The organism is Roseivivax sediminis (genome assembly GCF_900112685.1).
In the GTDB taxonomy this organism is placed as follows: domain Bacteria; phylum Pseudomonadota; class Alphaproteobacteria; order Rhodobacterales; family Rhodobacteraceae; genus Roseivivax; species Roseivivax sediminis.
Genome location: NZ_FOMS01000009.1, coordinates 160,306 through 186,014, shown reverse-complemented (window position 1 = coordinate 186,014; position 25,709 = coordinate 160,306). Strand labels below are relative to the sequence as shown.

16 protein-coding genes are annotated in these 25,709 nt (G+C 67.4%); 4 read left to right on the top strand and 12 right to left on the bottom strand.

Going from position 1 to position 25,709, the window contains the following annotated elements; all coding sequences use genetic code 11:
• Positions 1 to 106 precede the first annotated feature (106 nt).
• Both F3H57_RS15100 and F3H57_RS15095 read left to right on the top strand, forming a co-directional pair.
• Complete coding sequence (locus F3H57_RS15100; RefSeq protein ID WP_149756753.1) at positions 107 to 3,556, top strand: calcium-binding protein; 3,450 nt, start codon at positions 107 to 109, stop codon at positions 3,554 to 3,556.
• A 577-nt stretch (positions 3,557 to 4,133) separates the two neighbouring features.
• A complete protein-coding gene (locus tag F3H57_RS15095) occupies positions 4,134 to 7,037 on the top strand; it encodes an ELWxxDGT repeat protein (RefSeq protein WP_149756752.1) in 2,904 nt (967 codons plus the stop codon).
• Between the two features lie 106 nt (positions 7,038 to 7,143).
• Here the strand turns inward: F3H57_RS15095 and F3H57_RS15090 are convergent, their stop codons facing one another.
• Complete coding sequence (locus F3H57_RS15090; RefSeq protein ID WP_149756751.1) at positions 7,144 to 8,025, bottom strand: sulfotransferase family 2 domain-containing protein; 882 nt, start codon at positions 8,023 to 8,025, stop codon at positions 7,144 to 7,146.
• Between the two features lie 61 nt (positions 8,026 to 8,086).
• Positions 8,087 to 8,905, bottom strand: a complete 819-nt coding sequence (locus F3H57_RS15085) for an ABC transporter permease (RefSeq protein ID WP_149756750.1) — start codon at positions 8,903 to 8,905, stop codon at positions 8,087 to 8,089.
• Between the two features lie 198 nt (positions 8,906 to 9,103).
• Between F3H57_RS15085 and F3H57_RS15080 the strand changes: the two genes are divergently transcribed.
• Both F3H57_RS15080 and F3H57_RS15075 read left to right on the top strand, forming a co-directional pair.
• Positions 9,104 to 10,348, top strand: coding sequence for a sugar transporter (locus F3H57_RS15080; protein ID WP_223163091.1), 1,245 nt, complete (start codon positions 9,104 to 9,106; stop codon positions 10,346 to 10,348).
• Positions 10,349 to 10,380: 32 nt separating this feature from the next.
• On the top strand, positions 10,381 to 11,046 hold the full coding sequence (locus F3H57_RS15075; protein WP_149756749.1) for an ABC transporter ATP-binding protein: 666 nt from the start codon (positions 10,381 to 10,383) through the stop codon (positions 11,044 to 11,046).
• On the opposite strand, the gene F3H57_RS15070 is transcribed toward F3H57_RS15075, so the two are convergent.
• The 10 genes from F3H57_RS15070 to F3H57_RS15030 all read right to left on the bottom strand — a co-directional run bounded on the left by F3H57_RS15070 (position 11,043) and on the right by F3H57_RS15030 (position 25,702).
• Entirely contained in the window at positions 11,043 to 11,888 is an 846-nt protein-coding gene (locus F3H57_RS15070; RefSeq protein ID WP_149756748.1) for a hypothetical protein, read from the bottom strand. The genes F3H57_RS15075 and F3H57_RS15070 overlap by 4 nt on opposite strands.
• The gene (locus tag F3H57_RS15065; RefSeq protein ID WP_223163090.1) at positions 11,885 to 14,203 is read right to left on the bottom strand and encodes a rhamnosyltransferase WsaF family glycosyltransferase; all 2,319 of its coding nucleotides are present in this window, start codon (positions 14,201 to 14,203) and stop codon (positions 11,885 to 11,887) included. Before F3H57_RS15065 ends, F3H57_RS15070 begins: the two co-directional genes overlap by 4 nt.
• Positions 14,204 to 14,286: 83 nt before the next feature.
• The gene (locus F3H57_RS15060; protein ID WP_149756747.1) at positions 14,287 to 15,609 is read right to left on the bottom strand and encodes a UDP-glucose dehydrogenase family protein; all 1,323 of its coding nucleotides are present in this window, start codon (positions 15,607 to 15,609) and stop codon (positions 14,287 to 14,289) included.
• A gap of 125 nt (positions 15,610 to 15,734) precedes the next feature.
• Entirely contained in the window at positions 15,735 to 18,809 is a 3,075-nt protein-coding gene (locus F3H57_RS15055; RefSeq protein WP_149756746.1) for an FG-GAP-like repeat-containing protein, read from the bottom strand.
• Entirely contained in the window at positions 18,806 to 20,353 is a 1,548-nt protein-coding gene (locus tag F3H57_RS15050) for a sulfotransferase (protein ID WP_149756745.1), read from the bottom strand. Before F3H57_RS15050 ends, F3H57_RS15055 begins: the two co-directional genes overlap by 4 nt.
• Positions 20,350 to 21,135 carry a sulfotransferase family 2 domain-containing protein gene (locus F3H57_RS22280; RefSeq protein WP_188129705.1) on the bottom strand — a complete coding sequence of 262 codons (786 nt, stop codon included), beginning with the start codon at positions 21,133 to 21,135 and terminating at the stop codon, positions 20,350 to 20,352. Before F3H57_RS22280 ends, F3H57_RS15050 begins: the two co-directional genes overlap by 4 nt.
• Positions 21,136 to 21,203: 68 nt before the next feature.
• Positions 21,204 to 22,340 (bottom strand): hypothetical protein, encoded by a 1,137-nt coding sequence (locus F3H57_RS22275; protein WP_188129704.1) that lies wholly within the window; start codon positions 22,338 to 22,340, stop codon positions 21,204 to 21,206.
• Positions 22,341 to 22,412: 72 nt separating this feature from the next.
• Positions 22,413 to 22,841, bottom strand: coding sequence for a hypothetical protein (locus F3H57_RS15040; RefSeq protein ID WP_149756744.1), 429 nt, complete (start codon positions 22,839 to 22,841; stop codon positions 22,413 to 22,415).
• 171 nt (positions 22,842 to 23,012) lie between these two features.
• A complete protein-coding gene (locus F3H57_RS15035) occupies positions 23,013 to 24,143 on the bottom strand; it encodes a tetratricopeptide repeat protein (protein ID WP_188129703.1) in 1,131 nt (376 codons plus the stop codon).
• Entirely contained in the window at positions 24,140 to 25,702 is a 1,563-nt protein-coding gene (locus tag F3H57_RS15030; protein WP_149756742.1) for a tetratricopeptide repeat protein, read from the bottom strand. Before F3H57_RS15030 ends, F3H57_RS15035 begins: the two co-directional genes overlap by 4 nt.
• Positions 25,703 to 25,709: the final 7 nt, after the last annotated feature.

Below are 25,709 nucleotides of genomic sequence, written 5' to 3'. Positions count from 1 at the left end.
CCGAAGCGGGCGGAACAAAAGACTTTTTTTACCGGTCACGGCTTGTATGACTTGAATGTGGCATGCCCAGGCAAGCCCACGCATTTTGAGCAATACCGGAGTTTCCATGCAGATCACGTATTTCGGCCCGACAGTGAACGTCGTCGGCGACGCCTTCGTGTCCAACGACAACCTCTTCGAACCCGACGTCGGCTTTTTTTCCGCCACCGAGATCGTGCTGCAGAACCCCGATACCGGTATGGTCAGCACGCTTACCGGGTCCGGCTTTGCCACCGACGATGACGGGGAACCCGCGGCCGGCACGATTTCCGCCATCACTTTCGCCGTGGAGAGCGAGACTGTAGCGACCTTTACCGGCCTGACCTGGGGCCTGGTCGATTTCGTCGCGGCCCTCGACAGCGCGATCGAAGCTGATGATACCGCACAGCTCTCCGCGCTTTTCTCGCAGGACGGCACCGTCGAGGTGGATGCCGCCGGCGCGATCAGCCGCTTCGACATGGACGATCTCGAGGACGTGTTTCTCGGCGTCACGCAGCCCGTCGATATTGTCGGCAGCGCCTTCGACGACGAACTGATCGGCGGCAGGACGGGGGATACGATCGACCCGGGCACGAACACCGGCTACGACCGTCTGCACGCCACGCCGGGGAACGATCTCTACACCTTCGCCCAGGCCGCCGCGGGCAGCTATTACGAGATCGAATACGACTACATCCCCGGCCCTGTCACCGTGAGCGTGGACACCGGCGCCGGCACGGCCTCCGTCACCGACGGAACTTTCACCGACAGCTTCGCCGCGTTCACTGCGGCCTCGACCGCCGAAGGCGGCGGCTTTGGGGTCGTCGGCTCCGGCGCAGACGACCGCTTCGACCTGACCTTGACCGCGGGTCACTGGGTGCCGGTCTCGGGCGGGGCCGGGGACGACCGTTTCGACCTCGACCTCGGCGAAGACGCGTTCCTGCGGATCTTCTATTCCTGGGACGGCGTGGACGGGCCGCAGACCGGTATCGTCGCCGACATGGGCGCAGGCACCATCGAGGACGGGCTCGGCGGGACCGACACGATCACGCGCAGCGGTCCCGGTGGACTGGAGATCGGCGGCACCGATTTCGCCGACACGCTGACCGGCGGAGAGGGCGACGACTTCTTCATCCCGCGCGGCGGGAATGACAGCATCGACGGAGGCGGCGGCTTCGACCGGGTGCGCTACGATACCAACGGCGTCGGCGCGGTGACCGTAGACCTGGCCACGGGCAGTGCCAGCGGCAGCCGGAACGGCAGCGGTTTCATCGACACGCTCGCCAGCATTGAGTACCTGCGCGGCAGCGCCGAGGGCGACACCATCCTCGGCGGCGATGCCTCGGAACGTCTTTTGGGCCGGGCGGGCGACGATTCCATCGCCGGCCGCGGCGGCGATGACGACCTTCGCGGCGAGGCCGGCAACGACACGATCCTGGGTGGTGCGGGCAACGACACGATCGAGGACGGCGCCGGCGACGATTCGGTGAACGGGGGCGCCGGCGATGACGTGATCGAGGCCGGCACCGGCGCCGACACCTTTGCCGGCGGTGCCGGCCGGGACGAGTTGCGCTACACCCTGCCGGACGCCGAAGCGGGCGATTTCGTGGTGGTCGCAGACCTTGCCGCCGGCACCGGCGGCCTGCAGGGCGATCCGGCCGAGGCAGACGACCTTTCGGGCATCGAGGACGTGACGTTCGTCGGCGCGGTCTCGGCGGTGCTGACCGGCAACGGCGGCGACAACCGGCTCGTCTCGGGGTCTGGCGCGGACACCCTGACTGGCGGCGGAGGCCGCGATGTGCTGATCGGCGGGGCCGGCGACGACCTCATCGATGCCGCCACCGGTCGCGCCGACAGCCAGGGTTTCGGCGATTACGTGCGTCCCGGCATCGGCAGCAACACCGTCATCGGCCACGAGGCCGCCTTCGCCCTCGGCGGCGGCCGCGGTCTCGACCTCAGCTACGCCGATATCGATGACGTGGGCGGCGTGACCGTGACCATCGGTGCCAACGGCTCCGGCACGAGTGTCGCCACGAATGGGGAGGTAAACGACACCTTCACTTTCGTCGACTACGTGGAGGGCACGCAGCAGGGCGACGTCCTGACCGGCTCCGACCTGGACGAAGGCTTCGCAGGACAGGACGGTGCCGACACGATCGACGGCGGCGGCGGTTTCGACATCCTCTACATGCAGGCGGACGGCGTCTTCGGTACCGCGGGAGAGACCGGCGTCACCGTGAACGTTGCGGCCGGAACCGCGATCGACGCCTCCGGCGCGACCGACACGTTCAGCAATATCGAGGAGGTGCGGGGCACCTCGGCCGGCGACCGGATGGTCGCCACCGGGTACGCCGCAGACATCTTCCTGCGCGGCGGGGCGGGCGACGATACCCTGCGCGGTGGCAACGGCGACGACCTCATCGACGGCGATGCTGGCGACGACACCGCGGTCATCGGCCTGGCGCTGACCGAGGTAAGGGTTTCGGAGGCGCAGAACGGCGACATCGTCCTGACTTCCGCCCTGGGCGAGGACAGCTATCGCGCGATCGAGAGCTTCGTGTTCACCGACGGCGCCCGCACCGCGGCAGATCTTCTGGAGACCATGGGCGGCGGCGGTGGCACGCAGGGAGAGGTCATCATCGGCACCGACGGACCGGACACGCTGACCGGCACGGACGACGACGACCGCGTTGCCGGCGGCGCCGGCGACGACAACCTCGACGGCGGCGCGGGGAACGACGGTGTCCTCGGCGAAGGCGGCAGCGACACGCTGCTCGGCGGCGCCGGCGACGACAACATCTCCGGCTCCACCGGCGATGACGTGATCGACGGTGGGCCGGGCGACGATTTCATTGGCGGCGGCCCCGGCAACGACACCGTCACCGGCAGCACCGGCAACGACACCGTTGGCGGCGGCCAGGGGAATGACAGCATCTCCACCAATGCCGGCGACGACGTGATCGCGGGCGGACCCGGCGACGACCTGCTCGAGGGCGGGGCCGGTGACGACACCATCGGCGGCTCCTTCGGCGCCGACAACGTTCGGGGCAATGCCGGCGACGACAGCCTCGGCGGCGGCACCGGCATGGACAGCCTCGTCGGCGGGGCCGGAGCAGATTCCATCGGCGGGGGCGAAGGCAACGACGTCGTGGTCGGCGGCGACGGCAACGACTTCCTCGCCGGCGGCGGGCGCAACGACACGGTCGACGGCGGGGCAGGGGCCGATACGCTGAACGGCGGTGACGGCGACGATCTGCTCACCGGCGGGATCGGCGCCGATCGCTTCGTGTGGACCTCCGGAGAGACCGGGGCCGTCGACACGATCGCCGACTTCCAGGACGGCGTGGACACGCTCTTCCTTGTCGGGGTGGAGAATGCGCCGGGCACCGGCCTGGCCGGCAAGCTCGACACGCTCGCCATCTCGGACGTGACGGTCGCCGGCGCCAGCGCCGCGCAACTCAGCTACGATGGCCAGTCGATCCTGCTGCTCGGCGTTGCTGCCGAGGACATCGGCCTCGACGACATCGCGTTCCTCTGAGAGCGCTTAGGAGGCGCTTCGCTTTGGTGCCTGGGCCGGCCCGGCCGCGCGCCGCGACCAAGCGGATCGCGCGGCCGCAATGCCCGTGACGCGGCGGCGCTCCGCCGTGTTCCATTGCTGTCGGAGTACACGGGAGGCGGACGCTCATGGCGGGCTCGTCTCCGCCCCGCGCCGATCGAGGGTTGGTCGAGTCCGGTCTCGACACTCTCATCCTGACAGGTGTGACGAACGCGCCGGGATCGGGATTCGCGGGACGGTTCGACGCACGCGACCCCGGCAATTGTCGTCGGCTGCCCGGTGATCTCGCTCGGCTACAAGCGCCAGACGATCCTCATCGCGGGACTGGAGGCGGGAACCGGACGCTCGACGACATCCACTTCTTTCAACACGCATAGCGTGCGTCAGTCCGGGCCGGATACACCTAAAGACTGATACAAATGACAGGCCGGTGCCACTCAAAGAATCCTTCGAGAAGAAGTTTTCGTAGGGTAAACTCGGGCACATCCTGGTGTTCTCCGCACCGTTCCGTACGGGGCGCCGGGGTATATTTGAAAAATGCATACTGAAAGGATTTGTCATGACCGAGTTGCTTTTCTTCACCGCCAACAACGGCGCCCTCGGAAATGAGCCGTACGTGGTCAACCCTGACGGATCGGTGTCGCTCGTCGCCGATATCGAGGCAGGGGCCACCGGCAGCTTCCCGGTCCTGACGACCTCCATCGGCGAAAGCGTGGTGTTCCGCGCGACCCGAACCGATGTCGGCCAGGAACTCTTCGGCTCCGACGGCACGCCCGGCGGCACGCAGTTGATAGAGGACATCCTGCCCGGCACGAACAACTCGTTTCCCGGTCCCTTCACCCAGGTTGGCAACCGGGCCTTCTTCGCCGCTTCGAATTCCGGTGTGACCGGAAACGAACTCTGGGTGACGGACGGCACGTCGAACGGCACGTCGCTCGTGCGCGATATCCGCCCCGGCGCGCTGAGCAGCAGCCCCTTCGGGATCGTCGCCTTCCAGGACGGCGTGCTGTTCCGGGCGCAGGATCCCTCCCGCGGGCAGGAGCCGTTCATCTCCGACGGCACGACCGGCGGAACGGTTCTTCTGAAGGACATCAATCCGGGTGCCACCGGGTCGAACCCCACCACGTTCCCGGACGCCGTGAGCGACACGGTGGCCTATTTCAGCGCCAATGACGGGACGAATGGAACCGAGCTCTGGAAGACCGACGGGACGGAGGACGGAACCGTCCTCGTTTCGGATATCCGCGCCGGCGCGCTCAGCTCCTTCCCCGGCGACATGGTCCTTGTCGGTGACACCCTGTTCTTCGACGCCAACGACGGCGCGAACGGATCGGAGCTGTGGCGCTCCGACGGCAGCGCGGTGGGCACCTTCCTGCTGGCCGACATTGCGCCTGGCGGCAGTTCCTCGGGCATCACCGGGATGGTGGAGTTCGGCGACGGCGTGTTGTTTCGTGCCGATGACGGCACACTCAACGACGAGCTCTGGATCTCGGACGGCACCGCGGGCGGCACGGAGCTCGTGCTCGATATATTCGCCGGGGCGAACGGGTCCTTCCCGACCGAAATCACGCCGTTCGGGGACGGCACGCGCGCGGTTTTCGCGGCGCAGAACGGGACAGATGGCCGGGAACTCTGGATCACCGATGGCACACCGACAGGCACCATGATGCTAAAGGACATCAACCCGGGCAACGCAAACTCGAATCCGGGTCAGTTCCTGGAGGTCGGCGACTACGTCTACTTCAGCGCCACGACCGGCGACGAGGGCAACGAGCTGTGGCGCACCGACGGGACGGAGGATGGCACCGTTCTCGTCGACGATCTGCGAAACGGCACCCAGGGTTCCTTCCCCACGCAATTCGCCGTGCTCGATGTGAACGAGGCGCCGACGATCGACGGATTGTCGAACCAGAGCATCGACGAGAATGTCGCCCCCGGCACGCAGATCGGCAGCCTCGCCGTGACCGACCCCGACGGCGACCCGATCACCTATACGCTGACCGACGACGCCGGCGGACTTGTCCAGTTCGACGGCAACGCGCTCGAGACGGCTGCGGCGCTGGACCACGAGACCACGCCCTCCTTCGACATCACGGTCGAGGTCAGCGACCCCGACGGTGAGACCGACACCGAGACCTTCACGATCTCGGTCACCGACGTGAACGAAGCGCCCGAGAACCTGGCGCTGTCGGGCAATTCGGTGCCAGAGGATGCCGGCCTCGGCACCACGATCGGCACGGTTTCGGCCACCGATCCAGAGGGCGACACGATCACCTACAGCCTGACCGACGATGGCGGCGGGCGTGTCACGCTCGACGGGACGAGCCTTGAGACGGCTGCTCCGCTCGACTTCGAGACCGCGGCGAGCTTTGGTGTCACCGTGCAGGCGGTGGACGGCAACGGCGGCACCGCGACCCGGACCTTCACCGTCAACGTCACCGACGTCGAAGAGGCAGTGCCGACCGAAGGCGCAGATCTGCTGACCGGTACGCCCGGCGCCGATTCCATTGCCGCGCTCGGCGGCAACGACACGGTCATCGCCGGGGACGGCAACGACACCGTGGACGGCGGCGCAGGAGACGACTCGATCCAGGGCGGCGACGGCTCCGACCGTCTGCTCGGCGGGGCCGACGACGACACGATCGAGGGCGGGAACAATTCCGATGGCCTGATCGGCAACGACGGCGACGATCTGCTGAACGGCGAAGGCGGCAACGACAACATCGCCGGCGGCAACGGCAACGACACCGCGAACGGCGGCAGTGGCGCTGACTTCATGGGCGGCGGGTTTGGTGACGACGAACTGAACGGCGGCATCGGCAACGACACGCTTGGCGGCGGACAGGGCGACGACGAAATCGACGGCGGTCCCGGCAACGACGTCGTCGCTGGCGGACCCGGCAACGACCTGATCGAAGGCGGCGAAGGCAGCGACACGATGGGCGCCTCCTTCGGCGACGACACGGTCCGCGGCGGCGGCGGCAACGACGATCTCGGCGGCGGCACCGGCCGGGACGACATCGAGGCCGGCGCCGGCAACGACAGCGTCGGCGGCGGTGAAGGCGATGACACCATTCGCGGCAATGGCGGCAACGACTTCCTGGCCGGAGGCGGACGCGACGACATGATCTTCGGCGGCGACGGAAACGACACGATCAACGGCGGAGACGGCAACGACACCGTGACCGGCGGGGCGGGCGAGGACGTCTTCGTCTTCAACGGAGGAGAAATCGGCGCAGTGGACGTGATCGCCGACTTCGAGGACGGCGTGGACGTGATCCGGCTTCTCGGCGTAGGCAATCCGCCGGGCACCGGGCTCGCAGGTAAGGTGGCCACACTGAATCCTACCGAGACGACCCATGACGGCGATCCGGCGGTTGCGCTGACCTATGCCGGCCAGACCATCATCGTCGCCGGGGTTTCCGTCGCCGACCTTACACCCGAGGACTTCCTCTTCGTCTGAAGGCCGCGCGGGTCGAGCCAGATCGCAGGGGGCGGATGATCCGGTCCTTGCGGGGTCGCAGAATACCTCGTGAGCCGGCGGTCCCGCACCGGGCCGGACCAGACGATCACCGTGACCTGCGCGAGGGAGGCCGATGTCGGGCCGGGCGATCCCGCGTGAGCAGCGCGCCAAGGCGGTCGCGCAGCCGCGTGGTCGGCTTGGGCGGCCCCAGCGGTCCGCCGGGGACACGCGGGTCGGGATCGTAGCCGAAGGTCTCGAAATCGCGGGCATAGAGCTGCGCGATCCGGTCGATCGTCGCGTCGGTCAGGAAATTCTCGTAGCCGAAGGCGTATTCGTTGATCCGCCGCGCCTCCACGTCGCCCAGATACCCGTCGTGGGGGGCTGTCTCGGCCACCGGCGTGCGGTTCTCCGTCTTTTCCGCGTAGCGCATGCCGAGCGCACCGGCGAGGCCGCGCATCTCGGTGCCGAGACGTTCGACGTGTACCACGTGATCGTAGCGGAACGCCGGGTCGCGGCGGATCATCGGCGGCACCTGGGTTTCCCAGTGTCCGTTTACGGGCGTGTCGGGGCCTGGCCTCCGCTCGAAAAGCGCCTCCACCGTGTCGAGGTAATCCTCGAAGCTCATCGTGTTCCAGACCGGATCGGCACCCGTGCGGTCGCAGTAGAGGTCGTGCAGATCCCGGGCGAAGGGCTCCAGGAAGGGGCGGCGGCGCAGCGGACGGCCGCGGTAGACACAGAACTTGTTGAAAAACGCGCTGATCGTGCGCAGCGTGGGATGCCGCACCAGGATAACGGAGCGGTAGCCCTCGTCCACCACCAGCGGGCGGCAGACGTGGAATGGCTGGCTGGCCTGGTGGAAGTAGATCTTCTTCTCCGGCGGCTTAGCCATGTTGTCGGACAGAAACCCGAACAGCGAGGTGCATGCCGCCTTCTGCGACCAGAAGAACACCGCCCTGCGGTCGTTGTCGACATATCCGCGCCAGCCCATCCGGCCCTCCTGCCCGTATCCTACCGCGCCCCGGCCGAGGCGCTGCGCCGCGATGGCGGTGCTAGACGTTGATCATGTCACGGTGGTAGCGGCGCAGCAGGACAAGGCCGGCCGCGAAGGTCACCGCGGAGATCGAGAAGATGTAGACATAGGACACGTAAGAGCCGTCATATGTCGCGAAAACGCCCGAGCGGGTCTGCCCGACAATGTGGATCAATGGGTTCCACCAGAGCCAGTCGCGATAGGGCTGGGGAACCGTGTCGTAGAGGAAGATCACGCAGGAGATGATGAAGAGCGGCCTGTTGAAGATCGCCCAGATCTTTTCCCAGATCGGGTAGATGGTCAAAAAGTACGAATTCAGCGTGCCAATGCCGATGGAGAGGCTGAAGGCCATGACGTAGCCCAAGGCGATCGCAGGGACGTTCAGGATCATGTCGAGGTCGAACATGACGATGATGCCGGTGAACAGAATGAAGCAGATCAGGGACTGAGTGATCGCGTTCAGGATGACGCGCGACACGATGGTGTCGATGAAGGTCACGCCGGGGTAGGACAGCAGCGGCTTGGAAAAACGCTGCGCCGTGGCAACCTTGTTGTTGAGGTCAACATACGCAAGAAACGGCAATACGCCGGAGGCGAAGAAAATCGCGAAGTTGGTGCCGATCGGCGGCGAACGAAAGCCTGCCGCGAAGACGAGCGACAGAAGCGCGATGCCGGCGACAGGCTCCAGAATCGCCCAGAGATAGCCCATGGGCGACCGCCCGTTGGTCGTGGACATCTCGCGCAGCATCAACGCCACGATGACCCGCGGCGTCGCGAAGCGGCGGGTTGGCGGGCGTGCGGCGCCGGCAGGCGGCCTGGGGACCGAAATCTCGCTCATGTGCGGTCTCTGGCATAGCCCGCGAGGCTTTGCTAGAGAAGACCGCAACCATCGGCTGCCCGAGTCCGGGCGCCGCGAGCGGAAGGAAAGAGCGCCCAAGTGGACCAGTCCAGAGAGCACGGCCGCGACGATGACGACGCCGCGGAACAAGGTAACCGTGACGACCTTCCCCGTTGGCTGCAAGGCAAACCCACGAAGATGAACGCCCCGAGGGCCGCGAAGGCTGGTGCCGCCAAGCCGGCCCCCTCGGTGCAACCGGCCGGCGGCGGTGCCGCCCAGCCCCCCGGCGCCGCGCCGGGGGCCATCCGCCCACCCGCGCAGCCGGCCCGCGTGCAGCGGCGCCATGTGCTTCTTGCGCTCTCATTCCTGCTTTGGGTCGTCGGACCGGCGTTGTTCTGCGCGTTCTACCTGTTCGCCATAGCGCATGACCAGTACGCCAGCCGCGTCGGTTTTTCGGTGCGCACCGAAGAGGTCGGGTCGGCGGTGGAGCTGCTGGGCGGCATCACGGAGCTCTCGGGCTCCTCGTCGTCGGATACCGACATCCTCTATGAATTCATCCAGAGTCAGCAGATGGTGCGGGGGCTCGCCGAAGAGCTGCCCTTGCGCGAAATGTACAGCGTCGATGGCGATCCGTACTTCACGCTCGGCGAAGATGCCCGGATCGAGGCGCTGTGGCGCTATTGGCAGCAGATGGTTAAGGTCTTCTATGATCGGGGATCGGGCCTGATCGAAGTGCGTGTGCTCGCCTTCGATCCGGAGGATGCGCAGACGGTGGCGGCCGCGATCTACGACCAGAGCAGCCAGATGATCAACCAGCTGTCGACCATCGCGCGGGCCGACGCCATGCGCTACGCCGAGGAAGAGCTGGAACGCGCCGAGGATCGGTTGCGCGAGGCACGGCAGGCCACGACCGCCTTCCGCAATCGCACCGGCATTATCGACCCGCAGGCCGACATCCAGGGCCAGATGGGTGTGGTCAACGCGCTGCAACAGCAGCTTGCCGAAGCGTTGGTGGAACGCGCCACGCTGCTGGAGAGCAATTCGTCCGATCCGCGCGTCGCCGACATCGACCGCCGGATTCGCGCCATCCGCGGCCAGATCGCCGACGAACGGTCCCAGCTTGGTCAGGAAAGCGGCGCCGAGGGCACGCAGACGGGCCCGAACGGGCAGTCCTATTCCGGTCTACTGGAGGAATACGAGGCGCTGCAGGCCGATCTGGAATTCGCTGAACAGGCGTATCTGTCGTCTCGCGCCGCACGGGACGGCGCGTTGGCCGAAGCGCAGCGGCAGTCACGATATCTTGCAAGCTACGTGCAGCCGACGCTGGCGGAGACGCCGGAATTCCCGCGCCGCTGGGTGCTCCTGGGGATGGTTGCCGGGTTTCTGTTCATCACCTGGGTGATCGGCACGATGATCTACTATTCGTTGCGCGACCGGCGCTGAAGCGCCGGACCGGACACGGGATCGAGGCGCCGATGATCGAGCTGCGCAATCTCTGCAAGACCTTCGTGCTGCACGGCCGCAGAAAGACGGTGGCCGACAACATCAACGCGGTCTTCCCCGCGGGCAAGACGGTCGCGATCCTCGGCCGGAACGGCGCGGGTAAATCGTCGCTGCTGCGGATGCTCGCCGGCGCGATGGAACCCGATTCGGGGGAGATCATCGCCCACGGTACGGTCTCCTGGCCTGTGGGCTTTGCCGGGTCCTTCCACCCCGAGCTGTCGGGGCTGCAGAACACCCGGTTCATCGCGCGGGTCTACGGTGTCGATACCGACGAGCTTGGCGCCTTCGTGGAAGAGTTCGCGGAGCTCGGTGACCATTTCAACCTGCCGTTCCGGACGTATTCGTCAGGCATGCGTTCGCGGCTCGCCTTCGGGGTCTCCATGGGCATCCACTTCGACACCTATCTCGTCGACGAGGTGACCGCGGTGGGGGATGCAGCCTTCAGCGCGAAGTCCGATGCGGTGTTCCGCGAACGGATGAAGACCTCCGGCGCGGTGATGGTCAGCCATGCCATGCCCAAGGTGAAGAAGTTCGCCGACCATGCGGCCATCCTCGAGGACGGCAACCTGACCTTCTACGAGGACGTGGAGCAGGCGATCCGCGATCACCAGCAGCTGATGCGCCCCAAGAGCGCCTAGGACGGCTGGAGGGTCGCGATATCCGCGTCGGGCAGGCGGTTGTCGTAGCCGTATTGCTTCAGGATCAGCGCGTTCTCTTCCGCGAAGAGGGTTTCGATCACCCGCCGCCGCGCGGCGCTGCGTCCGGCATCGGGCCGGTCCACCTTGTGAAAGGCATCGCGGTACATCTGTTCGATCACCTCGCGCGGCACCCAGGGGCGGCGCAGGGCGTCGGCGATGCGCTCGCAATCCTCCATCCTGAGGGACGGGTTGGTCGCGTGCCGCTCCACCGTCCAGTCAAGCGGCAGCGGCCCCAGCAGATCCTCCATCGTCGCGCGGATGTCGCGATGTCCTGCCACGCGGACCCTGGTGCCTCGCACCGCCGACTGCCAGTTCCGCAGGAACCGCGCCGGTTTCAGTCGCCGTAGCCGGCGGTCGATCACGTCCCGGAAGCTTTCCCCGTCATAGGGATTGCGGGTTTCGAGGTAGCGCCAGAAGTTCTGTTTCATGAACTGCGAGTAGTCGCCGAACAGGAAATCCGAGAAAGGCCGCAGGAAAACGACGACCTGAACCTGGGCACCCTCGGCCTCGGCGGCCTTCAGAAGCGGCTTGGCGAAATTCGGCTTGGAATAGAGATCCTCGTGACTGAGCAACACGGTTTCGATTCCGCCCTCGAACAGCGCGTCGTAATCCGTCTGGGTCCAGTTTTCGGTGTCGCCTGCATTGCCCGGGTGGGTCTGTCCGCCATGCGGATAGCGGATGCCGTGCGCCAGTAGTGTATCTGCGTTCTGCAACATGACCCTTTGCAGGTAGGTCGACCCGCATTTGGGTGAGCCGACGTGCAGCACGATCCGGCGGCTCATGCGGCATCCTTGTGCAGAAGCGGCAGGATCTTTGCGGCCAGAAGCTCGATCGCCCGCTCCTTCGGGACACCCAGGGTGCCGAGGTCGAACTCCCGTTCCGCCTGTGTGACCGGGGGCATGTCCCACGCCGTCTCGAGCGCGGCAGCGAGCGCGCGCGCCTCGGGCTCGGCCGAGAGGATCGCCGGGCTGAGCCGGCTGAGATCCTTCGGCCCGAAGGTGTTGGTGACCACCCGCATGCCCGAGGCGGCCATCTCGATCGGCGGGTGCGAGGGGTGCGGGCTGTACATCAGCGACAAGCCGAGGTCGCAGCCCGCGAGGTAGCCGGGATAATCCTCCCACGGCAGCTTGCCGAGGCTCTCCAGCAGCAGCCCGTTGGGCATCTTCAGCGGCGCGTGGGGCAGCCCGATGGACACCAGCTGAATGTCGTCCGGGCCGAGGTCTCGCGCCCGCACGAACCGAGCGAGCGCCTCGACGGCGGTGCCGTACATGTTGCGCGCCACCTCCGGCCGCCCGTAGAGCGCGAGCCGCCGCGGCGTTCCGCCGCCGGTGCGCGGGCTGCGGGCATAGCGCGCAACGTCGATCGAGGGCTGAAAGGCCAGCGCCGAGGGATTGGCGAAATCCCAGCCCCTTTCGGCAAAGTAGTCGCGCAGCAGCGTGGTGTTGAAGATCGGTTCGAAGTCGAAACCGTAACTTGCCACCGCGTCGGCATATTCCATGCCCCAGGCATAGAAATTCGGCTCGTAGTCCTGGATCAGATAGAAGAACCGCGACTGGTCGAGCCCGTTCCGGCGGATCAGTGTCTCGGCCAGGTGCGCCGACCACCAGGCGGTGGCCAGGAAGACGTCGCCGGGATGCGCCGGTATGGTTGTCGACTGCACCCCGCAATGGATGGAGATCCGGTCGCCCGCGCCGGCCGCCCGCGCCGCCGCCGACAGGCGCTTGGCCACGAAGCTGCGCGAGGCGGCGTTCGAGGAGACCGGCAGGTCGGTCGCAACGAAGCGCACGCGCGCGCCCCGCTCGGCCAGTCCCAGCCCGAAATCCAGCGCGGTGACGATACCTGCGAAGATCTCGGAAGGGTTGAGCGTGGGGACCAGCACGACGAAGGCCGGCTCCGGAGCGGTCAGGTCCGGGCTCCATCGCGGCGATTTGCGCGGATCGATCTGGCCCTCGTGATTGTGCGGCGAGATCTTCGGTGGCTTGACCGATTGCGGCGCCCGCGGGCGCTGACCCGGCGACAGCGAGAAGAGCCGCTCGTCGAACCTTTCGATGGCGAGGCTCCGGCCGGGGCCGAGCGCTTCGCGCAGGGTCCAGACGGTGCGGCCGACGCTCGTGATCCAAAAGCCCGTGGCGATCCGCGCCAGCGCCAGGTGCCCGGTCGCCGCGAGCCGGGCCGCGTCCAGCAGATGAACGCCGGCCCCGAAGGTCCGGCGAAGATAGGGCCGGAGAGGGCGCAAGTGGGCGATGCCGACCGGCAGATTTCCGTCGGCTACGGCGTCGACGATCCGGTTGTGCGTCGATTGGGCGAGATAGCGCGCAAGCGCATAGGCGGCGGCCTCGCGCCGCAGCCACATCTTGTCGGGCAGACGGCGCTTGTCGCCCGCCGGTTTGCCGCGCAGCCAGCCAGCCTGCCGATCGACCGCCCCGATGGCGTTCTTGCCGTGCTGGCGGTAATCGACGAGCGGCGCGTCGATATAGCCGATCCCGCCCGTCGCCGCGGCGATGAGGCCGAGCCAGAGATCGTGGTAGAAGTGCACCCCCGATTGCGGTGGGAAGGGCACCGCAAGCTGCGCCACCCGCAGCCGCATCAGCAGCGTCATCCCGGTGATGTTGTTGCGATAGAGCAGGCCCCGCAGGCCCGGCTTGCGCTTGCGGCGCTCGAAGCGGAACATCGACGGCGCGATCTCGGTGGTGCCGTCCCCGGCGACGAGCCGGGCATCCGAATGCACCAGTTGCAGGTGTTTGTCGCGCAAGGCCGAGATGCCGCGCGACAGACGGTCCGCGTGCCAGATGTCGTCCTGGTCCGAGAGCGCGATAAGCGGCTCCTCGTCCATGGTCTGCGCTCGATCGACGACGTCCAGAAGGCCCGCCTCGAAGGCGCGGACGGCGTCCAGTTCTTCATCCGAAGGGACCAGCGACACCGGCAGGCCGACCCGATCGGCGGTCTCGGTGACAAGCGTGCCGGAGACCGCGTCGGCGATCACCGCGACAAGGTGCGGCGCCGCGTCCCGCTGCGCCGCGATGGAAGCAAGCTGTGCCTCCAGGTGCTGTGCGTCGGGCCGGAACACGGCCATCACGACGAAGATCGGTGTGGTCATCTGGTCCCGGTGTCGTTGCAGCGGTCGGGCGGGGGTATCCCGCGCCTCGCCGCCGGGCAAGGCGCGAACAGGCGGCACGTTCCCTACATCGCGGCCTTGCCGGTGCGGCCGACGCTTTCGTAGGCGGTGAAACCGGCGGCGCGCGCGTCCTCCACGGTGTAGACGTTGCGCAGGTCGGCCATCTTCTTGCCGCGCATCAGTTCCGCGATGCGGCCGAGATCGAGGGCGCGGAACTCGTTCCACTCGGTCAGCAGGACGAGAACGTCGGCGTCGACCGCCGCCTGGTAGGGATCGTCGCACCATTCGACGCCGGGCAGCATGTGTTCGCCCTCGCGGCGGCCCTGAGGATCGGTGACGCGGACCTTGGCGCCGCCGCCGACCATGGCCGGCACGATGGTCAGGGAGGGTGCGTCGCGCATGTCGTCGGTGTTCGGCTTGAAGGTCACGCCGAGCACCGCGATGGTCTTGCCGTTGAACGACCCGTCGCAAAGGTCGATCAGCTTGTCGACCATGCGGCGCTTGACGTCCTCGTTGATCTTGATGACCTGCTCGATGATCTGCACCGGGCTGGCATAGTCCTGCCCGATCCGGGCGAGCGCCTTGGTATCCTTGGGAAAGCACGAGCCGCCGTAGCCGGGGCCGGCATGCAGGAACGTCTTGCCGATGCGCCCGTCGAGGCCCATGCCCTTGGACACTTCCTTCACGTTGGCGCCGGTCTTTTCGCACAAAGCCGCGATCTCGTTGATGAAGGTGATCTTCGTGGCGAGGAAGGCGTTGGCCGCGTACTTGATCATCTCGGCCGACTCGAGGTCGGTGGTGACGATGGGAAACTCGCGCAGGTAGAGCGGGCGGTAGATCTCTTCCATCACCTTGCCGGCGCGCTCGGTCTCCACCCCGACGACGACGCGGTCGGGCTTCATGAAGTCGTCGATCGCCGCGCCTTCGCGCAGGAATTCGGGGTTGGAGGCGACGTCGAAATCGAGCGCCGGGTTCGCCGCGGCGACAACCTCGCGCACCTTGCGGTTGGTGCCGACCGGGACGGTCGATTTGGTCACGATGACGATGTAGTGCTTGGCTGCCTTCGCGATCTCTTCCGCCGCGGCCATCACGTAGGTCAGGTCCGCGTGACCGTCGCCGCGGCGCGTCGGCGTGCCCACGGCGATGAAGACCGCGTCGGCACCGTCGATGGCCGTCGGCAGGTCGCGGGTGAAGGTAAGCCGTGCGGCTTCCACGTTCTTGGCCATCAGCGAGTCGAGACCGGGTTCGTAGATCGGCACCTCGCCGCGCTCCAGCATCTCTATCTTCGCGGGGTTGTTGTCTACGCAGACGACCTCGTGCCCGAAATCGGAGAAGCAGACGCCCGAGACGAGCCCCACATATCCGGTTCCGATCATCGCGATTTTCATGGAGTGCCTCGTGAGCTACAGACGTTGTGCGCGGGTGTGGCCGAGAGCGGCGTGAAGGTCAATGTAAGCCCGCCCCACGCCCGCGGAGTGACGCCGAAATATCGCGCGCCCCGCGCAGCGTGGCTTCAATCGGCCGTCTCCTCCCGACGGATCGTGTAGAGCTGGCCGGCTTCGACCGGGCCGGCGATTTCGGTCGTGCTGCCGTCCGCCCAGCGGATCGCCACCCTGTCGGCCCGTTGCGCGGCGCCAAGGCCGAAATGCACCCGGGGCGCGTCGAAGGACATGAAGCCGCCGCCGAGCTGGACCTCCCGGCTCATGGAGCGGCCCTGGTCGTCGGTCAGGGTGACCACTGCGCCGATTCCGTCGCGGTTGCCCGCTCGGTCGTCGAAGGCGAAGACGATGGCGTTGCCCTCCTGCGTGCCGTTCACGAACATCGCCATCGGTCCGTTCACCGGATGGGTGACGAGGTCGAGATCGCCGTCGCCGTCCGCGTCGAAGGCGGTCGCCGAGGCAGTCATCAGGTAATCCTCCAGCCCTGCCGGGCCGGATGCCTCGGTGAAATGTCCCTCGCCGTCGTTCTCGAAATAGAGGTTGGAGGGCGAGACCTCGTTCGGCACCCAGGTGCCGTTGACGATGTAGACGTCGAGATCTCCGTCATTGTCGAAATCGGCGATCTTCGTGTCCCAGGACCAGCCGCCGACCTCTAGCCCGCGCAGCTCTGCGGTGTCGGCATAGCCCTCGCCGTTCGTCTCCAGGAGCACGTTCGACCGTTGGATCTGTGCGATGGCGGCGTCGGCCTCGTCCTGCGCGATGGCGCGTACGGGCAGGAAGTGCAGCTCGCAATAGCTGCGCGGAATCGGCTGGTCGACGGCGATCAGTCCGCAGATCGACGGATCGCCGCGCTGAATGGCAAGGTCCTTGACCAGCATCGCCTTGCACTCGGCTTGGGCTGCGCCGGTCATCTTCTGGCAGCGCGAGGCATAGCTCGGATCGAAATTGTTGCCCGACCGGTACCACGCCTTGATCTCCATGTTGCGCGTGCAGGTCTCTTTCGCCGCCTCATTCTCGATCGCGTCGCAATAGCGTCCCAGCGGCTGCATCTTGAGTTTCTTCGATACGCCCGAGGATCGCCCGGCGATCTGCGCGAAATAGACCTCGGGCGTGCCGTCATTGGTCAGGTCGTCCACCTTCACCGCCATCGTGGTGTTGGTGGTGTGGGGGATCGTGCCGTCCTGGTGCGTCACCGCCGTGAAACCGCCTTCGCCGTCGCCCATGTAGACGTAATCGGGAATCTCGAAGTCGTTGCCGACGATGAGGTCCTGCGCACCGTCGCGGTCGATGTCGGTGAACAGGATCGAGAGCGTCTCGCCGGGGATGCCGGGCAGGTCGGTGGCCTGGCCGAAACCGGTGCCGCCGTTCCACAGGATGCGGTTGCGGCTCTCCTCCCCGGGAATGCGGCGATACCAGCCCGAGGTCCAGTTGCCGAGCGCAAGGTCGAGGTCGCCATCTCGGTCTGGATCACCGAGGGTCATCGCCATGGACAGGACCTGGTCGCCCGGCAATCGTTCCGGCACGCCCGCGAAGGTTCCGCCGTCATTGCGCCAGAGCCAGTTGCCCTCCCGGTAGGTGGCGATCACGAGGTCGCGCCAGCCGTCGTTGTCGATGTCGGCGAGGATCGCGTTGAACACCGGCAGATCGGTCAGCGGGCCGAGCTCCATCTCGCGGCGCCTGAAATGGCCGGTGCCGTCGTTGTCGTAGAGATAGAGCGCCGCCTCGTCCGAAGCCACGACGAGATCGAGGTCGCCATCGTTGTCGATGTCGCCGGTCGAGACTGAGCGCCCTTCCCAGAAGGGCGGCCACATGTCGGTCATGGAAAACTCCACCGGCTTGTCGATGCCGCGCGTGGCGGCCTCCACGCGCGCGAAGGTGGTATCGCCCGCAGGTGAGCGCGGGGCAAAGGGTCGGGCCTCGATCTCTATCCGCGCCGCGTCGTCGCTGATCACTTTGTAGCCCGGCGATCCGGCGGCCTCGGCGGCCCATATCGGGCGCGGCGCCTGCTTCGCCTCTCCGGTCAGCATGCGCAGCGCGCGGTCGGTCTGCCATTCGTGATAGCTCTGCGCGCCCCAGCCGCCGACAATGCCGCCGGTCGCCACGGTCGCCGCCAACAGCCAGGCTGCCCGCAGCCCCACCGACTGTGCCACGATCATGAACGAATAGACCGAGAATGACCCCAGCGTGAACAGCAGTGCCATCACATAGCCCTGGTCGAGCCCGGTCGCGAGCAGTGCACCGGCCATCACCACGTCGAAGCCGATGGGCACCGGCAGGAACACCCCCACCAGAGCGACGGCGATCAGGACGAGCAAGGAAAAGCTCAACCCGAGGATCATGTCGCCCGGCATGAACACCGCGACCACCGTGCCGAGAAAGCCCGCCAGGAGCATCATCGGCACGGTCATCATGATGATGTACCAAAGATTGCGCAGGTAGGTGACGGCCACCGCGAGAACGGCGCGCGGCAGGCTTTCACCGGGCGCCCCGGCGCGCGACAGCTCGCCGGTGCTCCACGGCGTCTGGACGAATTCGGCGGCCTCGATCTCTCGCCGGGGCAGGACGCGGCAGATCAACGGGATGACCACCAGGATCACCGCCAGGCTGAGCGCGATCTTGGTTACCGCCATGTAGACCGGCAGGAGGCTGAACAGCATGGTCAGCACCACCACGTTCAGCGTGGGCGAGGCGATCATCGCCGACAGCGTCGTTTCCGCCCGCATGCCGCCGGAATACATCCCGCGCGCAATAGGTGCCGCGCAATTCACGCACACCCCCAGTGGCGCGCCGAGCGCGAGGCCGAGCGCGGAATTCGGGAAGGCGCCGCGAAAGCTCTTGGTACGCACGTAACTCGCCGCGGTCAGGAAGGCGGCGGCGAAGAGCACGCCGAAGGTCATGCCCTTCTTGTTTGTGTTGATCCAGTTGAGGGTGGACCAGAAGATTCGCTCCACGATGTTCATGTCGCCGGTGATCGGGAACTTCGCCTCGAAGCTCAGCGCATCCTCGAGCTGGATTGCCCCCGACATCATCGCCTTCTCGTTCAGCGCCGGGTAGCGCGAGCCGGTCCAGAACAGGTAGGCCAATGTCCCGACGATCAGAAGGGCGATCAGAAAGTGTCTTGTCTGTCCGTCCTTTACCAATGCGGTCATCGGCTGTGTCCCGTCTTGTGAAGCGGTCCGGTCAGAATGGAGCGGGCGAGCGTCACGTCGGCGTCCGGAAACTGCGGGGTGTCGGAGGCGGCGCGGCCCTGGTCGACGGCGTCGGTGATGGTGCGGCCCTCAGCTTCGCGGTCGAGGAACCGGGCGAGACGCGCCAGCGACGCTTCGGGGGCCGCGACGGTCTCGTCGAAGTCGATCTGAATCCGGCGCGTGTCCGGAACGGCAGACAGGAAATCGTCGATCAGGTCAGTCTGGTGGCGTGTCGTGGCGGCCATCCGCACGAGATCGCCGTCCGTCAGGATCAAGGCGCGCCGCCGTCCGATATGGTCGTAGGCGGCCGGGACGGTTGCCCGGCCGATCTCGTTGTCCAGCCGCGCGGTCATGTGGGTGCGGCGGAACACCGTGCTTTCGTTGCTGCGCCGGAAATGCACGAAGCGCGCGCCGGGAAAGGCGCGGTCCAACTCGGGCAGCAAGAGCGCGCTTTCCGGCAGTTTGAAGCCCCACGGATCCGGCCCCCCGGCGGCGTCCAGCATGGCCGCGGCGGCGGCCCGCAGGTCGGGGACGATCTGCGATACCGACCAGGGATCGGGGCTTTTCAGCTTGCGCAGGACCGACCGGTAGATCGCCGGGACCATCTCTATGCTGTCACCGCTAATGTTGACCTGGCTGCCGATGAACAGCCCGCAATCCTGCGCCATGAGCGACACCAGGCGCGTGCCGCCGCCGCCCCGGCCGATCAGGATCACTGGAGGCTGGGGCACGGCGTCCGCAGCGGCCGGGCCCGGACGCACGGGGGCGCGGCCATGCTTGTGGTCGAACCACGCGCGGCTGACGTCCGCCTCCGCTTGCCAGGTCAGGGAGCCGCGGGTCCGCAGTTTCCGACTGTCGCCCGGAGAGGTGATCCTCTGGCCCGCGCCATCGGCGAACTTGTGAACACTCGGGGCGTCCACGACGAAGCTGCGCAGCCCGCGTTCGCGATGCGCGATCACGAGATCCGGGCCGATATTGTGGATGCCGGGCAGCGCGGGGTCGGGGTGAATGCTGTTGCTGCGGCGTAGCACCATCAGCTGATCGTCGAGGCTGTCGACCTCCGCGAAAGCGTCCGGTGCAAGTGTGTTGCGCGGCTCGGGCGTGGCGGGGTCGCTCCAGTGTCCAAGGGTCGTTCCGTCCGTGGCACGTCCCACCGCGCCGACCATGCCCCAATCCGGGTAATGCTCCTCGAGCCGGCGGAGCGATGCCTCGAACTGCGCCTGCCAGCCATCGAGAAGCAGCACATCCTCGTGCACCAGCGCGACGAGGTCGTGCCGCGCCTTGCCGATCCCGTGAACCAGCGCCGCGCCGAGCGTGGGAAAGAAGATGTTCCGGCGATTGTCCACCACGACAAGCTCGTTCATCGGATCGTGAACGCAGCCCGAGGCGCGCAGATTGTGCGTGAACTCGGCGCTGTAGCGCACGCAGACGAAGCTGATCGGACGCGTCGGCGCAGGCAGATCGCGCGGCAGGGCGGGAAGCTGGCGTCCGGCAGTGCCGGTCATGCGTAACGCACCTCTGTCGGGGCCGGCAGGGGCGGCTCGTACCGGGTGCGCGCCCGGTCGAAGAGCTCGCAATCGCCGGGATATAGCTGTTCGATCCGGCGACGCTGGGCGGGCGAGGGTGTGTAGCGGGTGGCGGCGTCCGCCTGGTTCACGCGTTGCGGGCGGTTGTCCGGCGGCGGCAGGCCGAGGCTTTCGAACATCCCCGCCACGACCGGTTCCAGCGCCTCAAGGCGGAAGAGGTGGCTGAGCAGCAGCGTGCCGGCCTCGTCGGTGACATCCGCGGTGACCGGCGCGGTGTGCGTGGTGAAGTGCAGGTTGACCGGCCGGTAGATGTTTTCCGACCGGCGCGCCTCCTGCACGAGGTCGAGGAAGGCGTCGAAGAGCGGGCCATCCTCGGTGGGTATGTCCGTGCGGGTCTCGCGCAGGTGCTGGACGAAGGATCGCTCTCCGCCGCGGGGGAGGGCGAGGTAGTGGAACGCGCTGACCGCCCGCTCTACCGGCGGACGCAGGAACGCGATGCGCGGCATCGCCTCCCATGTTTGGGGATAGAGATAGGTCCGCGCGAACAGGGCGCGACGGAACTGGTACGCCCCGAGCGGGACGCGGAAATTGTTGAGGATGTCGTTCCAGGCCGCGGGGGGCGACTGGATGAAGTTGACGGGGCGCGCTGTCCGTTCGGCCAGGACGTAATGCGGCTGAAGCATCCGGCGGATGGTGCCGCCGCCGCACTTCTTGATGTGCAGCCAGAAGAATGGCGGTTTTTGGCCGTCGGAATGAGTCACGTCAGATATCTTTTCGGTCTCGGCCGACCCGGTGCTGCGACACCGGACCGGCTGATAAGGCCCGGGCGTTACTGCGCCGCGAGCTTGTCCTCGAGTTCGGAGATGCGGGCGTTCAGTTCCGAGATGTAGATGTGCGCATGCTCGAGCTCGTTCAGCATGCCGCCGATTTTCTCGGACACGTTGAACGGTGCGTAAGGTTCGGTCGGGCCCACGTTCGGAAGGTAGCCCAGTGCGAACATCTCGGCGTGGTGATCCGCGATGGAGGGCAGCTCGTACTCCGCGTCGAAGACCGCGTCGCAGCCCGACCCGCAGGTGGGTCCGCCAGTCGTTACGGTTCCTGACACATCGAGGTTGCCGTTCACGTCGACTTCGTTGTCGGCGGTGATGCCGACGCGGAAAAGGTTTTCCGCGGCCGTGGGCGAGAACTTGAACGGTGTGGTCGCGCCGGCAGAAAAGGTCAGTCGGCCGGTGTCCTCGTTGTTGCGGATGGTCCAGGTGGTGTTGTTGGTGGTTTGCTGGAGCAGGAGGTCGGCGTGGTTGCCTCCCGCGTTGACATGCAGGGCTCCGCCGGGTGTGGTTGTCCCCATGCCGATCTCGCCGTCGCTGGCGACGTAAAGTGCGTTGGACGGTGCGCTCGGCTGGATTCTGAACGGCAGGGTCGAGCCGTTCGTCACGTCGCGCACGAAAAAGTTCGTTTCGTTTCCGGCGATGTCCCAACTCTGCGCGGCGAAGCCCGAAGAGGCGTCCTGTTCGAGACGCAGACCCGGTGAATCCCCGTCCGCCACGTGCAGTTCCAGAACCGGGCTGGCGGTACCGAAGCCGACATTCCCGTTGCTGTTCACGCGCAGCGCGTTGGCCGGTGCGTTGCCCTGGACGCGGAACGGCTGGCGGCCGGCATCCGCATCCTCGAACGCGAGGTAATCGTCGCCGCCGTTGGACTGGTCGTTCGCGACGATACGCCAGTCGCGTGCCGGGAAGGACCCCGAATTTGACGTGTCGACGAAGTTGATACGCAGGTTGTTCTCTTTCAGACGGAAGGTGTCGGACCCGTAGCTCTCGGTGTTGGCGCAATCGGTGCCGACGCAAAGCGAGTTACGGATCGTGGTGTCCTGGTTGATTACGTTCTGTGCGCTCGCCGCCCCGGCAAGGCAGAGCGCCGCGACCCCGGCCGAGGTTGCGAGCTCTTTTGAAAATTTGATCCTCATGTATCCGTCTCCAGTCCCTGTAAGAATGTCCAATGTCCCAATGCGTGCAGGACGGGCGGCTGCGCCACGGCCTTAGCCAGCGTCCTCTTCCTGCACGTCCTCCGGCGTGATGATCACCCCGCGTTCCACCACGAAGCGGCCGGAGGTGTAGAACGGCACCGCGCGGTCGTTGGTCTGTGCGTCGCCGCGGCCGTTGTCGACGGCGTTGACAATGGTCTCGCGCTCGCTCGTGGCGGCGGTCAGTTCGTAGCGGTAGACGCCATCCGTCGCTTCGCTCCCGAGCTGATAGACCGGCGTGCCGCTGTCGGCGCGGATCTGGCTGACTTCGCCCGACGGCGCGGTCACCGTGAGCGTCGCGTTCGACAGCCCGGTCCAGTTCTCGAACCACAGGGCCGAGGAATTGTGCTGCTCCACCGGGTCGGCGGCCAACGCGGACGTCGCGACGAGGGCAGCCAGGGCGGCGGCGGCAAGGCGTGAGAGGGGCCGAAGGAAACGGGTCATTGGAATGCGAGGCTCCGGGTAATCCTGAAATGCGTTGTCGTGGATGGCGGATCCTATCGGCAAGAGATCCTCACGCGAATACCTTTCCGATATCATACCGCAAAAATCGCCGGCACACGAACGGTCATTTTCGTCGGCCGAGCATTGTCGCGGCGCCGTGCCCGAACCGGTTCACTCCAGCGCGCGGGTCTGGGCCGTGTTGATCTGCTCGGCCGTCATGCGCGACTGGAGCGCGGCGCCGCGATGCTGCGCGACCTCCAGACCGGCCGCCGCCGCGCGCAAGAGCCAGCTGCGCGCGAGAACGTAGTTCTGCGGCACGCCGACCCCAGTCTCGTAGTGCAGGGCGAGGTTGATCATCGCCGGTGCATAGCCGGCGTCGGCGGCCAGTTCGGTGAGCGCGACTGCCCTTGCGAGATCCTCGGCCGGCGCGGCTTCGGGGTTCGGCGACAACAGGAGCCAGGCGGCCTGGAACGCGGCCACCGGATCGCCCGCGCGCACCGCGGCATCGCGGGCCGCCCGTGCCTCCGGTCCCGGCTCCGGCGGGCGCAGGCGCGGATCGTAGTAGAGACCGGACCCGGGCGTCTCGGCACCGCGGGCGGCTCCGCCGAGCCGATAGAGCCTGTGCGCCTCTTCCTCGTCCAGAGGAACGCCGAAGCCGTTCTCGTACATCACGCCGAGATTGGTCGCCGCCTCGCGCAGCCCGGCCTCCGCCGCTGCGTCGAAGAGCTGGGCGGCGCGGGCGTAATCCTGCGGCACGCCGTCGCCGCGCGCATGGAGCAGGCCGAGATTGTTCATCGCCCGCGGATGATCCTGTGCGGCACCGATCGTGTAGAGCCGCAGCGCCTCCTGCGGATCGCGGGGCACGCCGCGGCCGTCCTGGTAAAGCACGCCAAGGCTGACGGCCGCCTCGATGTGCCCCGCCTCGGCGGCGTCGCGGTACAGCGCGGCGGCGCGGGGCAGGGCCCCGTCGTCGCCGGTCGCCTCCAGCGCCCTGGCGTAGTCGAACAGGTGCTCGGGCGCGCCGCCGTCTGCCGCCTTCGCGAACCAGTCCAGCGCCGCGTCCCGGTCGCGCGGCGTGCCGAGACCCTCGAAATTGAGCCGCCCGAGACGGTTCTGCGCCGCCGCGTGACCGGCGCGCGCCGCCTCTTCGTAGGCGGACACCGCGGCGGCATGGCTTTGCACCACTCCGTCGCCGTTCGCCTGTCGCTCGCCCTCGGCGAAGGCGGCCTCGGCGTCCCGTGCAGAGACCGGTTCGGCGGACAGGAGAGACACCGTCAACAGAAGCGCGGCGCGGCGTATCATTCGGTCTCGGCGCCGCCGGGAACGCGGTCGGTTTCCGCCTCGCGGTAGGCGCGGGCGGCCTCCTGCGCTTCGGCGACCTCTTCGGGCGTCATCAGTTCGGCCACCAGCGCGCGGGCCTCGCGGGCGGTCTTGCGGCCCGAGGCGCCGGCGAGGTTGAGCCATGTGTGCGCGGCGACGTAGTCCTGCGCGATTCCGAATTCGCCGCTCATGTGCAGCCGACCAAGCCGCTCCTGTGCCGCGACCGATCCGTTTTCGGCCGCTTTGCGCAGCCAGTCCGCCCCGGCCTCCGCGCCGCCCTCCCGGGCGAGCACGAGGTCCGCCATCGCGGCCTGTGCAGGGACCACGCCGGCCTCGGCCTGCGCGGTGAGCCAGACCTCCGCTTCGCCGTCACCTGCTGCGATCGCCGCCACGGCCCAGGGCACGGCGCGGTGCGGCGCGAGCCGGCCGTCGAGCGCGCCGGTTCCGGCAAGGCGGCCAAGCTCCAGCGCCGCAGGCCGGTCGCCGGTCTGCAGACCTTTGCGGTAAAGCTCGATCGCGCGGCTCATGTCGGCCTCCACGCCCAGGCCGGCCTCGTACAGCTGGCCGAGCCGCGTGGCGGCGCGGGGCAGCGCGTGCGCCTCCGCGCGCGAGATCCAGTAGAATGCCTGCTCGTGATCCCGCGGCAGGCCCTGCCCGTTCGCATAGGCCTGCCCGAGATTGAACATCGCGCCTCCGTCGCCCGCCGTCGCCGCTTCGGTGAGCCAGCGCAGCGCCTCGTCGGCGTCTTGCGGCACGCCATCGCCGAGAAGGTAGGCGGTGCCCAGGGCGCGCTGGGCCACCGGATGTCCGGCATCGGCGGCGCGGCGGTACCAGGCGACGGCGCGTTCGGAATCCTGCGGTGCGCCCTGTCCGCTGGCATAGGCCTGTGCGAGGGTCAGTTGCGCCTGCATCGCACCCCGGTCCGCCGCGCGGCGCAACCAGTCCAGCGCGGCCCCCGGGTCCGCCGCGGTGCCCGTCCCTTCGGAAAAGGCCTGCGCCACGGCGATCTGCGCCTCCGCGTGGTCCTGCTCGGCGGCGGCGAGGAACCAGTTGAACGCGGCCTCCGCGTCCAGCGCGACCCCGTCGCCGGCGCGCAGCAGGATGCCCAGAAGGTACTGCGCTTCGGCGTCGCCGCGGGTAGCCGCGCGCTGCAGCAGAGTTGCGGCCCGGGCGGCGTCGCGGGGCAGGCCCTCGATATCGGACAGGATGATCCTGGCGAGCAGCGTCGCCGCCGGCGCGTGGTTCTGCGCCACAGCGCGTTCGAGCCAGGGGACCGCGCCAATGGGGTCCATCGGCCCGCCGCGCCCTTCGACGAGGATACGCCCGTAGCGGTACTGCGCCAGCGCGCTGCCGGTGTCGTCGGCAAGCGTGGCAAGGCCGGCGCGGGCGGCGCCGTAGTCGCCGCGGCGGTATGCCTCTTCGACGTCGGCCATGGTGACGGCCTCCGCCGCACCGGTGTGCTCCGACTGGGCGGTCGCGGCGAGCGGGTGGCACAGACCGGCGAGAAGGGAAAGCACGGGCAGAAGCGCAGGTCGGGTCATCGGCGGT